This is a genomic window from Nocardia sp. NPDC003999 (genome assembly GCF_053604885.1).
On record NZ_JBSGIB010000002.1, the window covers coordinates 667704 to 685073 of the forward strand.

Here is a 17370-nt window from a genome sequence, read left to right on the forward strand (position 1 = left end):
ACCTCCCGCGGTTGTCCATCTCCCTCGATCACGCCTGCGGAGCCTCAGCGGGGGGTCTCGTCCGTCGGGACCGCCCTCGCACCACCGAACGGTACGCGCACGACCGTGTGGCTTTCGCGGTTCATACCGGCACGGTCTCGGCGCCGAGGGCTGTCGCCTCCGCGTCAGGCTTCGCCCGTCGCCGGAAGTTCGCGATCGCCGCGCCCGCGCCGGGCCGCGGCGCCCTGGATCACCAGCGCGTACAAAAGCAGCACGAGCACCGGCGCGGCCAGCGGCGCCCAAGCCAAGCGCAGCGGGACGAGAGCGGCGACGACGGCGACCGCCGTGAAGCCGACCGCACCGGTCACGGACGGGATCGTGGTCGGCACCACGCCGTGCGGCGCGGTCACCGTGGCGGCGTTGAGCAGATAGGTCGTGGCCACCAGACCCGTCGCCGCGGAAGCGAGCACACCCGCGTCGGCGACCGCGAGCACGGCGAGCGCGAGCAGCACCGCGCAGACCGCCAGCGGCCGCAGCCACCAGCCGAGCGCGACGAAGACCAGGGCGGAAATGCCGATCCACGGCTCCAGCAGCGCCACCGACGCCACCAGCAGCACCCCGGAGAGAACGGCGAGGAATCTGGTCATCGGCGCACCCGTACGGTCCTGCGGTGCTCCGGCAGCACCCGCATGATCTGGTCCAGGCGCGCGTCTTCCGGCCACGCGACGATGTCGACGCCGACGGTGCCCATGTCCCGGTACATCGCCGCGCGCTCGAGCTGCCACATCTTGGCCAGGATCGGGTCGAGGTCCTCACGGAACGGCGTGCCGCGCAGGACGTCCACCACGACCACCACGTGCCCGCGCTTGCGCAGATCGATCAGCGCGAGCGCGAACTGTGTGTCCAGCAGGGTGGAGAAGGCCACCACGATCGCGCCGAGCGGCACGGCGGAGTGCGGCGCGAGGGTGCCGGTGGTCGGGATGTGTTCGTCGCCCACGTCGAGCACGGTGTCCACGATGCGGTAGAACTGGCGCCGCCCGATGTCCGGCCGCAGCCAGCGCGGCGCCTGGCCCAAGCAGACCACCGCGGTCCGGTCGCCCGCCTGCAAGGTCGACTGCACCACCTGCGCCGCGCCGCGCACCGACAGCTCCAGCGAATCGGTCGCCGGTCCCGGCGCTTGCTGCGAGGTGTCCACCAGCACAACGACATCCGCGGAACGATTGGTCAGCCGCTCGGTGACGTACAGCCGCCCGCGCCGCGCGCTCACCGGCCAGTTCACGATGCGCAACTGGTCGCCGGGGGCGTAGGCGCGGATGTCCGCGTACTCGACGCCGGGACCGTGCCTGCGGGTCAGGTGGGTGCCGAGCCGCTCGGGAAGTTCGGTGCGCGGCAACCGCATTCGCTGCGGATCGGTGATCGGGTACACGAACAGCTGCCCCGCGGGCAGCACCGCGGTGGCGACGGCGAGCCCGGCGGGGCTCAGCGCCGAGACCCGCACCGACATCGGGTAGCGCCCCCACCTGGCCGCCGAGAGCGCGAGCCGCAACCCGGCGGGCGCGATTCCGGAATCGCCGGCCTCCTCGATCTGGATCTCCAAGCCGGCCGAACGCTCCGGCTTCAAGCGCAGCAGCGCATGCCCTTTCTCCACGAAGGCGGCGACGGTCAGCGTCACCTCCTCGGTCTCGAAACAGCGCAGCGTGCCGCCGCCGTCGACCTGGATCCTGGTCGAGGACTGCTGCCACGGCGCGGTTGCCAGCACGCCGAGCAGCGGCGCGGCGAACACGAGCAGTTGCCACCGGCCGAGAACCACCGCGAGCACCAGGGCCGCGGCGGCGCACCCCGCGAGCATGAAGACCAGCGGTGCGGGTCGCCACCGCAATTCGGCGTCGACCGCGGAACTGGCGTCGCGGTGCCTCATGTCACGGTGGCGCGCGGTACCGGCAGACGGCGCAGCAGTTCGGTGATCACGTCCTCGCCGCGGATGCGGCGCACCCACATCTCCGGCCGCAGCGTGATCCGGTGCGCCATGGCCGGGATCGCCAGCGCCTTGACGTCTTCGGGAATCACGTAGTCGCGGCCGAGCAGCAGAGCCCGCGCCCGGGACATCTGCACCAGGTCCAGTTCCGCGCGAGGGCTGGCGCCGACCTCGACCTGAGGGTGCCCTCGGGTCGCCGACGCCAGCGCGACGACATAGCTCACCACGTCGGGGTGCACGGTCACGTACTCGACGGATTGCCGCATCTCCAGCAAACCGTTGGCGTCGACGACCTGGTTGACCTGCGGCACCTGCGCCCCGCGCTCCAGTCTGCGGCGGATCATCTGCGTCTCGTCGTGCTCGGACAGGTAGCCCAACCGCAGCTGGATGGCGAAGCGGTCGAGCTGCGCTTCCGGCAGCGGGTAGGTGCCCTCGTACTCGATCGGGTTGTCGGTGGCCAGCACGATGAACGGTTGCGGCAGCAGGAACGTCTCGCCGTCGATGCTGACCTGTCCCTCGGCCATCGCCTCCAGCAGCGCGGCCTGTGTCTTCGGCGGTGTGCGGTTCACCTCGTCGGCCAGCAGCACGTTGGTGAACACCGGCCCGCGACGGAAGGTGAACCGGCCCGAGGACATGTCGTAGATCGTCGAACCGAGCAGATCCGCGGGCAGCAGGTCCGGGGTGAACTGCACCCGGGTGAACTGCAACCCGAGCGCGGCCGCGAACGATCTCGCGATGAGCGTCTTGCCGAGACCGGGTAAGTCCTCGATCAGCACATGCCCACCGGACAGCACGGCGATCATGATCAACTGCAACTCGTCCTGCTTGCCGACCACGACCCGGGACAACTCCCGGAGCACGGCCTCGCTGCGCTGGATGGTCATGTCCATCGGCATGGTCATGTGTGTACCCGCACTTGCCTCAACCCATTTCACATTCTCTGCAGGCGGCTCAGGATCTCGTCCAGCGCCGCACGTCCCGGTGCCCTGCCGGCTTGATCACGAAGGGCCGAATTGGCCGGGTCCACCCAGCGCCACAGTTCCGGCCCGAACTGGTGGACACCCGCCGCCTCGACCGCTCTGCGGTTCTTCGCCACCCGCTGGCCGCTGGACAGCTCGAACTCCTTGGCCAGCAGAGGACGCAGGTGCCGGTCCCAATCGGCACGACTGCCGTCCGCCCGGTCGGCGAGCATCTCCGCCCTGGCGTGCCAGCGCTGCAACATCTCGGCCGGGCCGTTCTCCATGTCGTCGAACTCGTCGGCGTCCCCGGCCTCGGCGCGTTCGAGCAGCGACCAGATCAGCCAGCCCAGCGCCACCGCGACCGGGATGCCCGCGACAATCGGCAGCAGCCCGCGGGCGCGCTCGACGGCGACCAGCTCGATCACCGCGATGACGATCACCCCGGTGATCACCACCCCCATCCGATTCACGCGATGTCCTTTCTCACCCGGCCGGTCACGCGGGCACCTCCCCTTGCAGATCGGCGAGCACGATGCGCAGCAGTTGCTCGGCTCGCATGCGCTGCCATTCGAGCATGGCGTGCGGGCTGAACCTGGCCTCCTCGAACAAGGCGACCAGTTCGCGGGCGGACGCGTCGTGCAGCGCGCCGCGTTCGAACGCGCGGGCCAGCACTTCCATCGGGGTGTCCGAGGCGAGCGGAGCGGCGGCGCGGTCGGAGGCGAGGCCGCGCTCCATCGCGACGTAGCAGGCGATGATCGCGGTGCGCGGGTCCTGGCCCGGGGCGTTCATCGCGGCCAAGCCCAGCTCGGCCGCGCGGGCCAGCGAGTCGGCCACGGTGGGCGTCGGCGCGACCCGGGGCGCCTGCGCCGGGACGGGCTTGCGCCGGGACGACACCGCGACCACGACCAAACCGCTCATCGCCACCGTCACCAGGCCCGCGGCCGCGATTCCGGCCAGCACCAGCGCCGTTCCGGTCAACTCCGCCGACCTGGGCTCGCGTTCGGCGGGCGGCGGGGTCCCCTGCTCCGGCGCGGCGCCCGTGGTGGTGGCGGGGGTCGCCGGGCGCGCGGGTTCGCTCGGCCTGCCCGCGCCGATGAAGTAGATCGCCGTCACAGCCGCGAACAGCACGCCGAGCAGCGCGAGCGCACCGAGCACTGCCAGGCCCACGCGCCCCAACCGCCACTGCTTGCGCTCGTCCGCGCGTTCGGGCTCCGGCATGGCCAGCGGCAACCGGTGCTGGCTGGCGATGACGCCCGCCAGCAGGATGACGATCGATACGGTCAGCAACACGGGCATCAGAGCGACCGACAACGCGGACGGGACTTGCCTGCGCGACTCGCTCTCCGTGATTCCTGGGATGTATCCGTGCAATGCGATGGCGGCAAAAGCCAGCAGCGTGATCAGCACGATCACGCGCGATATCGGCGCTCGCGCCCTGGCCACTGCGTTACCACCAAATCTGAGTACTCCACAAAACAGCCACATAGTTACATGCCGGGCGGTCCGCTCGGGATGGAATGGAATACTTCGCAGTCCTTCCTCCTAAACCGCAACTGTGCGGGGAGGCGGCGGGTCGGCCATCGCGACGGTGACTACCGGACGATTTCGGCCGAGGATTGGGACAATGCACAAAGCCGACTCGTCAAACGTGAGATATCCGGCACTTCCCGCACCTCCCGCACCAGCTCGCCGAGCGCTGCGGACGCGATGACGGTGAGTGCACGATCGGCGTCGTAGAGCACGTCGACGACGTTCACGAAACGCATCGTCCAGTCGGGCGGAACTGTGCGCAGTGGTGGTACATCCCGGATTTCCCAGCGCGGAAAACGTTGTGCCAGCGCAACATAATCCGCCGCGGAAGTTGGGGTCCCGCACAATGCGGCGAAGTCGATGACGAGTGCGCCTCCGTCCGTCGCAATCGCCCGCAAACTTCTGGCACCGAGGGATATCTCGACGATCGATTCGATTTCCCGTTGTGTCGCATCATTATTGCGGGAGGACGAAGCCGACAACGCTTCCACGGTCATGTGCCATCGGGGCGCCACGACGTATCGCCCGGCCGCGAATCCGGTACCGGCGCCCCGGGCACCGAGGGTCCGATAGTCGATCGCGCCGTCGACGGCGACCACGTCCATGTTCGCGAGAATTCGCTCGATCGTCGGCACGAACCGGTCGTGGAACAACGGATTCGGCAGCAGCTCGGCGGGCGGATAGTTCGACGTCACCACCAGCGCGACGCGGCGGGCGAACAGCGCGTCGAGCAGCCGGGCGAACAGCATCGCGTCGCCGATGTCGTGGACGTGGAATTCGTCGAAGCAGACCAGCAGGGCGTCGCCGAGCAGCGCGTCCACCGCGGCATCGATCGAGCCGGACGCGTGCGCCGCGGCGTGCAGGCTCGCGAAGAACTGGTGAAAGTGGTAGCGCCGCTTGCGTTCCGATGCCACCTCGGCGAAGAACCGGTCCATGAGCATGGTCTTGCCGCGCCCGGGCCTGCCGTGGAGGTAGACGCCACGGCTCCGTCGGCTCGGCCTGCCGCGCCGATCGACCAACTCGCGCAACCGCGCCGCCGCCCGCGCCTGCTCGGCATCCCACCGTAGTTCCACGGCACCTCCAAAGTCCTCTACATTTGTAGAGGACGAGGCCGCGCGGCGGCCAGGAAGGGTGATCATGTCCACAGGCGACCGGCGTGCGCTCCTCGTCGACACGGCCATCGAAGTGATCGCGGCACGCGGCCTGCGCGCGCTCACCCACCGCGCGCTGGACACGGAACTGGGCCTGCCCGCCGGTTCGGCTTCCTACTACTTCCGCACCAAACGCGCCCTCATCGAGGCCATCGTGGAGCGGATCACCACCCGCACCCGCGACGATTTCGCCGCTGCCGCGTTGACGCCGACCGCCGACCGGCAACCGGTCGCGGAAGCCATCGCGGCCTGGCTGGACCGGCTACTCGCGCAACGGCGCGGTCACCTGATCGCACGGCACGCTCTGCTGATCGATCTGCTGGACGATCCCGACCTGCATCCCCGGCTGGTGCGCAGCCTGTACTCCATCGACCGCGCCCGCGACCTGTTCCGCGCCATGGGCGCGCCCGATCCGGATATCCGGGCTGCGGATTTCGTCGCCGTCATCGAGGGAGCCGTCTTCGACCGCTTCGCGGGCAATCGCACCGCCCTGCGCCCGGACACGCCGGAGAGCGTCCAGCAGCTCGCCCGCGTTCTCGCCGCGCACTTGCGCGTGTGATCAGCTGGGCCAGCCCCGCTGGCTGTAGGTCACGCCGGTGAGGTAGCCGTGGATACCGGCGGCCGGATACGGAATGAGGGTTTTCGGAAGGTTCGCGAGCGAGAACCACCGCAGCTCGTAGGACTTGTCCGGCTCGCGGTTGACCGGCTCGCCCGACCAGCGGCGCGTCTCGAAGAACAACCCGACCCGGGCTTCCCGTTCGGACTCGACGACGTGCGCGGAATGGACGTGCCGCAGATCCGCCGGATCGATCACCACGCCGACCTCTTCGTGCGCTTCGCGGACCACCGCGGCGAGCACCGACTCCCCCACCTCGAGCTTTCCGGCGGGCAGGTGCCACAGCCCGTCGAACTCGTCCGCGCTGCGCCGCCTGCTCAGCAATAATTCCGCGCCGCGCAGCAGCAACACATGCACATCCACCAAATGCCTGGCCACCACTTGCCCCAAGCTACGCGCCACCCCCCGCACCGGCGGCGGTTCGCACACCCGTCAGCACTCCGGACCCACCATGACGGGTGCCGGAGTGCTGAAGCAGGCAGGCGCGGCCGACCTGATCAGTCCGCACTGAGGACGAGGCCGGAGGTCGGCACGCCGGTGCCCGCGGTGACCAGGATGTTGGTCAGGTCGGCGACCGGGTTGACCGAGACGCCGCGGATCTGGCGCACCGCCTCGGCGATGCCGTTCATGCCGTGGATGTACGCCTCGCCGAGCTGGCCGCCGTGCGTGTTGAGGGGCAGGCGTCCGCCGACCTCGATGGCGCCGTCGGCGATGAACTCCTTCGCCTCGCCCCGGCCGCAGAACCCGAGTTCCTCCAGTTGCATGAGGACGAACGGGGTGAAGTGGTCGTACAGGATGGCGGCCTGCATGTCCTCCGGACGCAACCCGCTCTGCGCCCACAGCTGCTCACCGACCAGGCCCATCTCCGGCAGGCCGGTCATGGCGTCGCGGTAGTAGCTGGTCATCACGTACTGGTCGGCGCCGGAACCCTGGGCGGCCGCGGCGATGACGGCGGGCCGCTGCGGCAGGTCGCGAGCCCGCTCGACGCTGGTGACCACGATCGCGACGCCGCCGTCGGACTCCTGGCAGCAATCCAGCAGGTGCAGCGGCTCGGCGATCCAGCGGGAATTCTGATGATCCGCCAGCGTGATCGGCTTGCCGTAGAAGAAGGCCGCGGGGTTCACCGCGGCATGCTTGCGGTCGGCGACGGCCACGCGGCCGAAGTCCTCGCTGGTGGCCCCGTAGACGTGCATATAGCGCCGGGCGACCATCGCGACCTGCGCGGCCGGGGTGCCCAGCCCTTGCGGGTAGGACCAGCCCGCGTCGATGCCCGACGAGGTGGGCGCGGTGGCCAGCGCCGTGGAGAACTGCCCGAACCGCGACACCGACCGCTCGTTGAACGCGCGGTAGGCCACCACGACGTCCGCGACGCCGGTGGCCACCGCCATGGCGGCCTGCTGGATGGTGGCGCAGGCCGCGCCGCCGCCGTAGCCGATGTGGCTGAAGAACTTCAGCTGCGGAATGCCGACCGCCCTGGCCACAGCGGCCTGGGTGTTGGTGTCCATGGTGAACGTGGTCAGGCCGTCCACGTCGGCGGGCGTCAGGCCCGCGTCGGCCAGTGCGGCGGTGACCGCCTCGGCGGCCAGGCGCAGTTCGCTGCGTCCGGAGTCCTTGGAGAAATCCGTGGCGCCGATGCCGACGATGGCCGCACGGCCGGAAATCTTCTGCTCAGACATCGGCCCTCCGCAACGCGATGACGGCCGTAGCCGTGATGTGGTCGCCGAGGCTGTCCTTGCCGACCACGTCGATGTGTATGTCGTCGCCCTCCAACGCGGTCACCGTGCCGGTCAGCGTCAGCGTGTCTCCGGCGTACAGCGGCACGCCGAGGCGCAGCGCGATCGACTTGACGACGGCGCGCGGGCCCGCCCAGTCGGTGACGAAACGCTGCACCAAGCCGGTGTCGGTGAGGATGTTGACGAAGATGTCCTTCGAGCCGCGGGCGACGGCCTTGTCCCTGTCGTGGTGCACGTCCTGGAAGTCCCTGGTGGCCAGGGCGGTGCTGATCACGAACGTGGGGTCGGCGCCGATCACCAGCTCGGGCAGCACCGTGCCCACGCGCACGGCGGCGCTCACGAGACCACCTGCCAGACCGGCAGTGTCGCCTCGTCGTCGAGCTTCTCGAAGCCCACCTCGACCGGCAGACCGATCCGCACCTCGGCCGGGTCGATGCCGCGCAGTTCACCGAGCATGCGCACGCCTTCCTCCAGTTCGACCAGCGCCACCACGAACGGCAACTGCCGCCCCGGCACCTTCGGCGCGTGGTGCACGACGTAACTGAACACGGTGCCGCGCCCGGAGGCGACGACGTAATCGGTCGGTTTCGACTTGTCCTGCCAGATGGCGGGAATGGGCGGATGCCGCAGCGAGCCGTCCGGCAGCCGCTGGATGCGCAGCTCGCCCGCTTTCGTTCCTTCCCAGAAGAATTCGGTGTCCCAGGAGACCAGCGGCTTGACCCGCGCGCCCTCCGCGGCTTTCGGCGCGGCGGTGCCGGGAGCGAATTTCAGCAGCCGGAACAGCATCTCGGCGACCACCTCGTCGCCGACCCGCCAGGTGGTCTGGAAGGTGACGAACCATCCCTCACCCAGCGCGGTGCGCTTCGGGCCGCGGATGTCCGACAGCGTACTGGTGACCGAGACCTGTTCGCCGACCGCGAGGTAGCGGTGGTAGGTCTGCTGACAATCCGTGGCGACCACGGAGGTGTAACCCGCGGCGTCGAGCAGTTCCGTGGCCGACCCCATCGGGTCGTCTGCGGGACGAGAACCGTTGAGCCCGAACATGGTCCACACCTGGGCCATGGCGGGCGGCGCGACGATGCCTGGATGTCCCGCCGCGCGCGCCGCCTCCTCGTCGACATAGATCGGATTGGCGTCGCCGAGCGCCTCGACCCAGTTGTTGATCATCGGCTGGTTCACCGGATCGCGCCCGAAACGGGGCGCGCTCGCACCCGCCGCCTTGATGGCCTCGGCTGCGGCGACGATCGCTTCCGGAGTAGTGGTTTCCGGCACGCGCGGCTCCTTCACTCGTTATCGGGGTACTCGCGGCAACCGCAGACCGGACGAGGCGACCAGTTCGCGCATCACCTCGTTGACGCCACCGCCGAAGGTGACCACGAGGTTCTGCTTGGTCCTGCGGTCCAGCCAGGTCAGCAGCTCGCCGGTGGCCGGGTCGGCCGGGTCGCCGTAGCGGCCGACGATCTCCTCGGCGAGCCTGCCCGCCTCCTGGAGCGATTCGGTGGAGTAGACCTTGGTCGCGGACGCGTCGGCGATCACTTGCGCCTGGTCGCCGTCCACAGTCGCGGCGACCTGCCAATTCAGCAGTTCGTTCAACCGGACCATGGCGTGGATGCGGCCCAGCGCCCTGCGCACGTCGAGTTCGGCGAGCACGCCGCGCGGTTGCGCCCAGTCGCGCACCCGGTCGTAGAGCTGCTCGATCTTGCCGGACGGCCCCAGGCTCACCCGCTCGTGGTTGAGCTGCGTCGTGATCAGCTTCCAGCCCCGGTTCTCCTCGCCGACCAGCATGTTCGCCGGGACGCGCACGTTGTCGAAATAGGTCGCGTTGGTGTGGTGAGCGCCGTCGCAGGTGATGATCGGCGTCCACGAGTAGCCGGGGTCGGTGGTGTCCACGATCAGGATCGTGATGCCGCGGTGGCGCGACTCGGTCGAGCCGGTGCGGCAGGCCAGCCAGACGAAGTCGGCCTCGTGCGCGCCCGTGGTGAAGATCTTCTGCCCGTTGACGATCCAGTCCCCGGACTCGTCACGCACCGCCGAGGTGCGCAGCGAGGCGAGGTCGGTGCCCGCGTCCGGCTCGGAGTAGCCGATCGCGAAATGGACGTCGCCGGAGAGGATTCCGGGCAAGAACCGCCGCTTCTGTTCCTCGGTGCCGAACTGCTGCAAAGTCGGTCCGACGGTCAGCAGCGTCACCAGCGGGAGCGGGACGTCGGCCCGGACCGCCTCGTTGAAGAAGATCTGCTGCTCGACCGGCCCGAAGCCTTGGCCGCCGTATTCCTTGGGCCAGCCGACGCCGAGCCAGCCGTCGCGGCCCATCCGGCGCACCACGGCGCGATAGGCGTCACCGTGCCGGTTCACCGCCATCTCGGCCTCCTCCTCGGGAGTCACGAGATCGGCGAAGTAGGCACGCAATTCGTCGCGCAGCCCGCGTTGCTCGGTGGTCAGGTCGATGAACATCTCGCCCCCAATCGGTCGAGCCGGAACGACGCGCCGCCGAGCCAGCGAGCGATGTCCTTGGCTTGTGAGTAGTAGCGATGCATCGGGTGGGTCACGTCCACGCCGAGGCCGCCGTGCAGGTGATGGCACTTCTGCATGGCCGCGGGAAGTTCCGCGGCGACGGTGTAGGCGAGGATCTCCAGGTCGTCGTCGGTGCGCTCGTGATGCTCCCGGCTCGCGTCGGGCTGCGCCAGCGCCCAGTTCGCCGAGACCGCGGCCACGTGCAGGGTCCGCGAGACGACGTACAGGTCCGCGATCTGCTGGGCCACCGCCTGGAACTCGGCCAGCGGCCTGCCGAACTGATGCCGGGTGCGCAGATGCTCGGCGGTGAGCGTGATCGCGCCTTTGAGCAATCCGTCGGCCACCGATCCGATCGAGGCGAGCGCCAGCCGGTGCAGATCGGCGAGACCGACCGGCCACAGCTGGTCGGCCGGAATCTGCACCTGGTCCAGCCGGACCGTGTACTCGGGAATGCCGCCGGAGACCGGCGTCGGCGTGCGGGTCAGGCCGACGGCCTGCGCGTCCACCACGGCGATGCCGGCGTCGGTCGGCACGAGCAGCCAGCTCGCCTCCTCCGCGTACGGCACCGCCACCTTGTGCCCGGTGATGCGCACCGTGTCGCCGCTGACGACGGCGGTGGTCTCCGGCTCGCGGACGAACGGCGCCCCCGGTTCGCTCAGCGCCGCGGTGAGCACCGCGCCCTCGGCGACCCCCGGCAGCACGAGCGACTGCACGCGCTCCGGCGCGCAGGCCACCAGCGGCAGCACGCCCAACCCCAGCGTCGACAGCGCCGGCACCGCCACCGCGTCGGTGGCCAGTTCGGTGAGCAGCGCCGACACCTCGAGCAGCCCCATCCCATCGCCGCCGAACCGTTCCGGCAACGCGACGACGAGCAGGCCGGAGTCGGCCAGCTTCGGCCACAATCGCATGTCGCGCGCCGGTTCGCGCTCCAGCAAGCTCACGACGACCTCGGCCACCGCGTCCTGGCCCTCGTCCCTGGTGAAGTCCACGCTTGTCTCCCGGTTGGCTGTAGGGCTAGCTGTCCGCGTCACGAGGCAGCCCCAGAATCCGCTCGGCGGCCACGGTGAGCAGGATCTGCTCGGTTCCGCCCGCGATCGACAGGCAACGCGTGAGCAGGAACTCCTTGGTCACCTCGGAGTCCTGCGCGCCGAGCGGGCCCGCCGCCTCCGCGGCGAATTCCGCTACCGCTTGGCGGTGGCGCACGCCGACCAGCTTGCGCACGCTGCTCTGCGCGCCGGGGTCACCGCCCGCGAGCATCTTCACCGCGGCGCGTTGCTCGAGCAGCAGGCCCGCGATCGCCTCGGCCACGAATCCACCGAGCCGGTCGTTCACCAGCTCGGTGCCGGGGCCGGTGGCGGGCGATTTCGCGATCAGCTCTTCGAGTACCGGGCCGATGCCGTTGCCACCCATGGCAACTCGCTCCGTCGACAGCGTGGAACGGGCGATCTTCCATCCGTTGTTCAGCGCGCCGACCACGCAATCGTCCGGCACGAACACGTCGTCGAGGAAAACCTCGCTGAAACGCGCCTCTCCGGTGATCTGCACCAGCGGGCGCACCTCGAGCCCGGCGCTGTGCATATCGACCAAGAAGTACGTGATGCCGCGGTGTTTGGGCGCGTCGGGATCGGTGCGCGCCAGGCAGATCGCCCAGTTCGCCTTGTCGCCCAGCGATGTCCACACCTTTTGCCCGCGCAGCACCCAGCCGCCGTCGGTCTTTTTCGCGGTGGTGCGCAACGCCGCCAGGTCGGAACCCGCCTCTGGTTCGCTGAACAGCTGGCACCAGACCACTTCGCCGCGCAAGGTCGGCCAGGCGAAGCGCTCGATCTGTTCCGGCGTCCCGTGCTGCAACAGCGTGGGGATCGCCCAGCCGCCGATGGCCAGGTCCGGCGCGGTGAGTCCGGCACGGCGCAGCTCCTCGGAGATGACCAGGCCGGTCATCGGGTCCGCGGCGCGTCCGTATGGCCGCGGCCAGTGCGGCATGACCAGGCCCGCGTCCACCAGCGCGGCACGCTGCCGGTCGGCGGGCAGCGCCGCGATCCGCGCGACCTCGGCGGCGAGTTCGTGCGCGCTGTCGCCGTCCACAGCGGCCACGCCTTCCTCGGCGAAGACCCGATCGGCCCCGGTGGTGCGCCGCAGGCCCCTTCGGGTCAGTTCGGTGACCCGCGCCCGCCAGTGCGCCGAACCGCCGAGCAGTTGGCGCAAGGCCGTGGCCCGCCGCAGATACAGGTGCGCGTCGTGCTCCCAGGTGAAGCCGATGCCACCGAGCACCTGAATACAGTCCTTCGCGGTCTCCACCGCGGCGTCCAAGGCGATGGCGGCCGCGATGGCGGCCGCGATCGGCAGTTCGGCTCCGCCGTCGTCCACGGCCGCCGCGACGTCGGCCGCGGCGGCGCGGATGAGTTCGGCGCGGCACAGCATCCAGGCGCAGATGTGCTTGACCGCTTGGAACGAACCGATCTTGCGGCCGAACTGCTCGCGCACCTTCGCGTACTCGACCGCGGTCTCGAGGCACCAGCCCGCGAGGCCGGACAGTTCGGCGGTGACCAGCGCGACGAGCAGGTCCCCTGCCGCGTGCGGCGCGACGAATACGCGTTCGGCGGGCACGCGCAGGTCGGCGCAGTGCACCCGCGCCAGCGGCGTGCTCGGATCCAGCGGCGCGAGCGCTTCCACCCGCAGGCCCTCGGCGTCGGGCGCGACCAGGCACCACCGCTGTCCTTGCGGTTGGTCGATCGGCAGCAGCACGGCGGTGCCTGGGGCGGCGCCGACGACGGAATCCCAGGTACCCGTGAGCAACACGCCGTCGCTCGCGACGGGTACGCTCACCGTCGAACCGACGACGAAGTCGAGCGCCACACCGCACGGCAGGTCCTCGTCGAGCTGTCCGGCGGTGATCAGATTGGCCAGAGCCGTCGCGAGTACCGGGCCGCCGACGAGATCGTGCGCCGCCTGTTCCACCAGCACGGCCAGATCGGAGACCGACCCGCCCGCACCTCCCGCGTCCTCGGCCACCGCGACCCGGAAGATCCCGATCTCGGCCAGCGCGGGCCAGTAGGCGCGCCAGAAGTCGGCCGCGCCGGCCCGCATTGTTGCAATCGGACGGACCGAAGCGGCCCATCCGCGCATCGACTCCTGAACGGCTTTATGCTCGTCAGTGGTGGCGATGGTCACACTCCATACCGCCTTTCCGGCGTGACTCCCACACCTAGAACATGTTCTAATATCCTAGCCGGGCGGAAGTCAAGAGACCGCCGCGGCCACACCGCGCACGCAGCCGACGAAACGACGTTTCCGGAAAGGACTTTCATCAATGGCCAGTCCGTCCCGATCGCAGCCAGCCGACCCGAGCGCGGGACGGCCCGCCGCCACGGTCACCACGCTCAGCGAGGACGAGCTGAGCTCGGCGGCGCAGCGCGAGCGGCGCAAGCGGATCCTGGACGCGACCTTGGCGCTCGCGTCCAAGGGCGGTTACGACGCGGTGCAGATGCGCGCGGTGGCCGAGCGCGCCGATGTCGCGGTCGGCACGCTGTACCGCTACTTCCCGTCGAAGGTGCACCTGCTGGTCTCGGCGCTGTCGCGCGAGTTCGAGCAGATCGAGGGCAAACGCAAGCCGCTTGCCGGGCAGTCCCCACAGGAGCGCATGCACCTGCTGCTCACTCAGATCACCCGGATGATGCAGCGCGACCCGCTGCTCACCGAGGCCATGACCCGCGCGTTCATGTTCGCCGACGCCTCGGCCGCCGCCGAGGTGGACCGGGTCGGCAAGGTGATGGACCGCGTCTTCGCCCGCGCGATGAACGACGGCGAGCCCACCGAACGCCAGCTGGCCATCGCGCGGGTGATCAGCGACGTGTGGCTGTCGAATCTGGTCGCCTGGCTGACCCGGCGCGCCTCGGCCACCGACGTGACCGAACGACTGGAACTGACCGTCGACCTCCTCCTGGGCGAACGCAACCAGTAAGCTCTAGCGGGATCTCTCAGCACACAGCGAGCGAATCAGCGCCCGGTCACCCCACCGGGCCCGAATAGCTCGTTGTGCTGCGACGAAGCTCACCCGCTCGGATCCCGTTGCCGTTAGCTGGGCAGATCTACCGGACACCGGTTCAGGTGTGCGTTATCGTGCGCACGCGAACCGGCGCGCTTCTGTGCGGCAAATTCAACACAGTATTGTTTTGCCCGCCCCCTGAAAAAACTCCTCCGATCACTAGGTTGGATGCGTGAGCGCACAGGATCTGCCACTGGAACTTCGCCGTGCACTGTCGACGGTCGCGCGCGTGCCACGGCTGTTGGTCGCATCGGACTACGACGGGACACTCGCGCCCATCGTGTCCGACCCGACCAAAGCCTTTCCCCATCGGGAATCGGTGAGCGCGTTACGAGCCCTCGCCGGCCTGACCGGGACCACTGCCGCCGTGATCTCCGGCCGCGCGCTGCGAGATCTCGCGGCGCTGTCCCGCCTTCCGGTCGAGGTGCAACTGATCGGCAGCCACGGCTCGGAATTCGACGTGGGCTTCGTGCACGCGATCGACAACGACGCCAAGCATCTGCTCCAAGAGGTGCAGACGGCCCTGAATCAGGTCGCCGCGGACAACCCCGGCGTCACCGTCGAGATCAAACCGGCCAGTGTCGCGTTGCACGTGCGCAACGCCAGCCCGGAGATCGGTCATCGCGCGCTGTCGCAGGTCCGGCTCGGTCCGGCGTGCTGGTTCGGCGTGCAGGTCACCGAGGGCAAGGCGGTCATCGAACTGGCCGTGGTGCAGACCGACAAGGGCACCGCACTGGACACCGTTCGGCATCAGGCGGGGGCCTCGGCCGCGGTGTTCTTCGGTGACGACGTCACCGACGAGAAGGCGTTCCGCGTGCTGTCCGGCCCGGACGTCGGCATCAAGGTCGGCGACGGCGAGAGCCTGGCCAAGTTCCGGGTGGACAGCACCGAGGCCGTGGCGTGCGCGCTGGCCTACCTGCTGGAGGAGCGCCGGACCTGGCTGGCGGGCGCGAGCGCGCCGCGCATCGAGCGGCTGACCATGCTGGCCAGCCCGCGCTCGGTCGCGCTGCTCACCCCGGACGCCACGGTGACCTGGTTCTGCCACCCCGAGCCCGATTCGGCCGCGGTGTTCGCCCACCTGCTCGGCGGCCCGCAGGGCGGCCACTTCACCATCGAGCCGGAGCGGCCGGGCCTGCCGCTGTCGCAGCGTTACGTCGACGGCACGATGACCGTCGAAACCCGTTGGGCCAAACTGCAAGTCACGGACTACCTGCCGCACGACGTAGCCCCGACCCGCACCGACCTCACCCGGGTGATCACCGGCGACGCGAAGGCCGTGGTCACCTTCGCCCCCCGCCCGGAGTTCGGCCAGGTGCCGGTGAACCTCGAGGCGCAGGAGGGCGGGCTGCGGGTGTACGGCACCAACGACCCGATCGTGCTGCGTTCACCCGGCGTGCGGTGGGAGATCGTCTCGGACGGTACCCACGAGTCGGCACGGGCCGTCGTGGATCCGTCCAAGGGGCCGGTCGTGCTCGAACTGCGCTGCGGCACCGCCGATCTCGATCCCGCCCCGGCCAGTGAGGCGGAGCGGCGGCGGGAGGCGCAGCGGTACTGGTCGGATTGGGCGGGGACGCTCACACTGCCGCCGCTCAAGCCCGACCTGATGAAGCGCTCGGCGCTGACCCTGCGCGGCCTGGTGCACGCGCCGTCCGGCTCGATCCTCGCGGCCGCCACCACCTCGCTGCCCGAGGACATCGGCGGCGTGCGCAACTGGGACTACCGCTACTGCTGGCTGCGCGACGCGGCGCTGACCGCGCAGTCGCTGGTCTCGCTCGGCTCGCTCGCCGAGGCGGAGGACTACCTGGGCTGGGTGCACCGCGTGCTGGAGACCTTGCCCGGCCCCGAGCGGCTGCACCCGCTGTACACGCTGTACGGCGAGACGCTGCCGCCGGAGGCCTCGATCGACCAGCTACCCGGCTACGCCGGCTCCCGCCCGGTGCGCGTCGGCAACGCGGCCAACATGCAGGTTCAGCTGGACGTCTTCGGTCCGATCGTGGACCTCATCGCCACCCTGGCGCACGCCAGGGAGCTGCGCGGCGTCACCGATCCGGCGAACGTGCTGCCCGACGCCGACTGGGAGCTGGTGTGCGCCATGGTCTCGGCGGTGCAGCGGCGCTGGCAAGAGCCCGACCACGGCATCTGGGAGATCCGCGGCAACCCCCGCCACCACGTGTACTCGAAGGTGATGGGCTGGCTGACCGTCGACCGGGCGCTCACCCTGGCGCAGAAGTTCGATCGCGAGGCCGATCCGGCCTGGCCGGTGCTGCGCGACACCATCGCCGACGAGGTGAAGGCCAAGGGCTGGAACGACGAGGTGCAGTCCTACACCGCGGCGTACGACGGCACCGACCTGGACGCGGCGACGCTGCACATCGGGCTGAGCGGCCTGATCGACCCGTCCGACCCGCGCTTCGCGGCGACGGTCGTGGCGACCGAGGCCGAGCTGCGCAGCGGCTCGACGGTATACCGCTACCACCACGACGACGGCCTGCCCGGCGGCGAGGGCGGATTCCACCTGTGCGCGGCCTGGCTGGTCGAGGCGTACCTGCTGATCGGCAAGCGCTCCGACGCCGAGGCGCTGTTCGCCCAGCTGGTCGACGTGGCGGGCCCGACCGGGCTGCTCAGCGAGGAATACGACCCGGTGGCCGAACGGTCGCTCGGCAACCATCCGCAGGCGTACAGCCATCTGGGCCTGTTGCGCTGCGCGCAGCTGCTGGGGCAGCCGGTGGAGGCCGCGCTGGTCTGACCACGTAGGAGCCGAGGGCCCGCGAACGAGGAATCGTTCACGGGCCCTTCGCATTCGGTTTCCAGGTGGGCGTCGCATCCGAACGCTTGACGGCCCCTGCTAGAGTTAACGGGAACGATTTCCATTAT

At 69.9% G+C, this 17370-nt stretch carries 16 protein-coding genes; 3 read left to right on the forward strand and 13 right to left on the reverse strand.

All coding sequences use genetic code 11. The features are described 5' to 3' along the window. Nucleotides 1–164 precede the first annotated feature (164 nt). The 6 genes from ACWESM_RS06940 to zapE form a co-directional block, all read right to left on the reverse strand. Entirely contained in the window at nt 165–626 is a 462-nt protein-coding gene (locus tag ACWESM_RS06940; protein ID WP_452491096.1) for a hypothetical protein, read from the reverse strand. After that, a complete protein-coding gene (locus ACWESM_RS06945) occupies nt 623–1897 on the reverse strand; it encodes a DUF58 domain-containing protein (RefSeq protein WP_355076768.1) in 1275 nt (424 codons plus the stop codon). Before ACWESM_RS06945 ends, ACWESM_RS06940 begins: the two co-directional genes overlap by 4 nt. After that, nucleotides 1894–2856: an AAA family ATPase gene (locus tag ACWESM_RS06950; protein WP_355076766.1), complete on the reverse strand. Its 963-nt coding sequence runs from the start codon at nt 2854–2856 to the stop codon at nt 1894–1896. The genes ACWESM_RS06945 and ACWESM_RS06950 overlap by 4 nt, the downstream gene beginning before the upstream one ends. Nucleotides 2857–2885: 29 nt before the next feature. Then, a complete protein-coding gene (locus ACWESM_RS06955) occupies nt 2886–3374 on the reverse strand; it encodes a hypothetical protein (RefSeq protein ID WP_356963885.1) in 489 nt (162 codons plus the stop codon). A 34-nt stretch (nt 3375–3408) separates the two neighbouring features. Further along, complete coding sequence (locus tag ACWESM_RS06960; RefSeq protein ID WP_397275222.1) at nt 3409–4326, reverse strand: DUF4129 domain-containing protein; 918 nt, start codon at nt 4324–4326, stop codon at nt 3409–3411. 179 nt (nt 4327–4505) lie between these two features. Continuing rightward, nucleotides 4506–5516, reverse strand: coding sequence for a cell division protein ZapE (gene zapE / locus ACWESM_RS06965; RefSeq protein WP_364436136.1), 1011 nt, complete (start codon nt 5514–5516; stop codon nt 4506–4508). A gap of 64 nt (nt 5517–5580) precedes the next feature. Here zapE and ACWESM_RS06970 point away from each other — a divergent pair, with 64 nt between their 5' ends. Next, nucleotides 5581–6153 carry a TetR/AcrR family transcriptional regulator gene (locus ACWESM_RS06970; protein WP_452491097.1) on the forward strand — a complete coding sequence of 191 codons (573 nt, stop codon included), beginning with the start codon at nt 5581–5583 and terminating at the stop codon, nt 6151–6153. Here ACWESM_RS06970 and ACWESM_RS06975 read toward each other — a convergent pair whose 3' ends face one another. The 7 genes from ACWESM_RS06975 to ACWESM_RS07005 all read right to left on the reverse strand — a co-directional run bounded on the left by ACWESM_RS06975 (nt 6154) and on the right by ACWESM_RS07005 (nt 13622). Beyond that, nucleotides 6154–6612: an NUDIX hydrolase gene (locus ACWESM_RS06975; protein WP_364436130.1), complete on the reverse strand. Its 459-nt coding sequence runs from the start codon at nt 6610–6612 to the stop codon at nt 6154–6156. It lies immediately after the preceding gene. A 95-nt stretch (nt 6613–6707) separates the two neighbouring features. After that, nucleotides 6708–7886 (reverse strand): lipid-transfer protein, encoded by a 1179-nt coding sequence (locus ACWESM_RS06980; protein WP_355076758.1) that lies wholly within the window; start codon nt 7884–7886, stop codon nt 6708–6710. Beyond that, the gene (locus tag ACWESM_RS06985; protein WP_355076756.1) at nt 7879–8283 is read right to left on the reverse strand and encodes a MaoC family dehydratase; all 405 of its coding nucleotides are present in this window, start codon (nt 8281–8283) and stop codon (nt 7879–7881) included. Before ACWESM_RS06985 ends, ACWESM_RS06980 begins: the two co-directional genes overlap by 8 nt. Further along, nucleotides 8280–9215, reverse strand: coding sequence for a bifunctional MaoC family dehydratase N-terminal/OB-fold nucleic acid binding domain-containing protein (locus tag ACWESM_RS06990; RefSeq protein WP_364436125.1), 936 nt, complete (start codon nt 9213–9215; stop codon nt 8280–8282). Before ACWESM_RS06990 ends, ACWESM_RS06985 begins: the two co-directional genes overlap by 4 nt. Nucleotides 9216–9233: 18 nt before the next feature. Continuing rightward, nucleotides 9234–10394, reverse strand: coding sequence for an acyl-CoA dehydrogenase family protein (locus tag ACWESM_RS06995; RefSeq protein ID WP_356963576.1), 1161 nt, complete (start codon nt 10392–10394; stop codon nt 9234–9236). Further along, entirely contained in the window at nt 10379–11443 is a 1065-nt protein-coding gene (locus tag ACWESM_RS07000; RefSeq protein ID WP_452491098.1) for an acyl-CoA dehydrogenase family protein, read from the reverse strand. Before ACWESM_RS07000 ends, ACWESM_RS06995 begins: the two co-directional genes overlap by 16 nt. A 25-nt stretch (nt 11444–11468) precedes the next feature. Then, on the reverse strand, nt 11469–13622 hold the full coding sequence (locus ACWESM_RS07005) for an acyl-CoA dehydrogenase family protein (RefSeq protein WP_452491099.1): 2154 nt from the start codon (nt 13620–13622) through the stop codon (nt 11469–11471). Nucleotides 13623–13761: 139 nt separating this feature from the next. On the opposite strand from ACWESM_RS07005, the gene kstR reads away from it, so the two are divergent. Then, on the forward strand, nt 13762–14412 hold the full coding sequence (kstR, locus tag ACWESM_RS07010) for a cholesterol catabolism transcriptional regulator KstR (RefSeq protein WP_039794748.1): 651 nt from the start codon (nt 13762–13764) through the stop codon (nt 14410–14412). Between the two features lie 256 nt (nt 14413–14668). Then, nucleotides 14669–17242 (forward strand): trehalose-phosphatase, encoded by a 2574-nt coding sequence (gene otsB, locus ACWESM_RS07015; RefSeq protein WP_355076747.1) that lies wholly within the window; start codon nt 14669–14671, stop codon nt 17240–17242. The last annotated feature ends 128 nt before the right edge of the window (nt 17243–17370 follow it).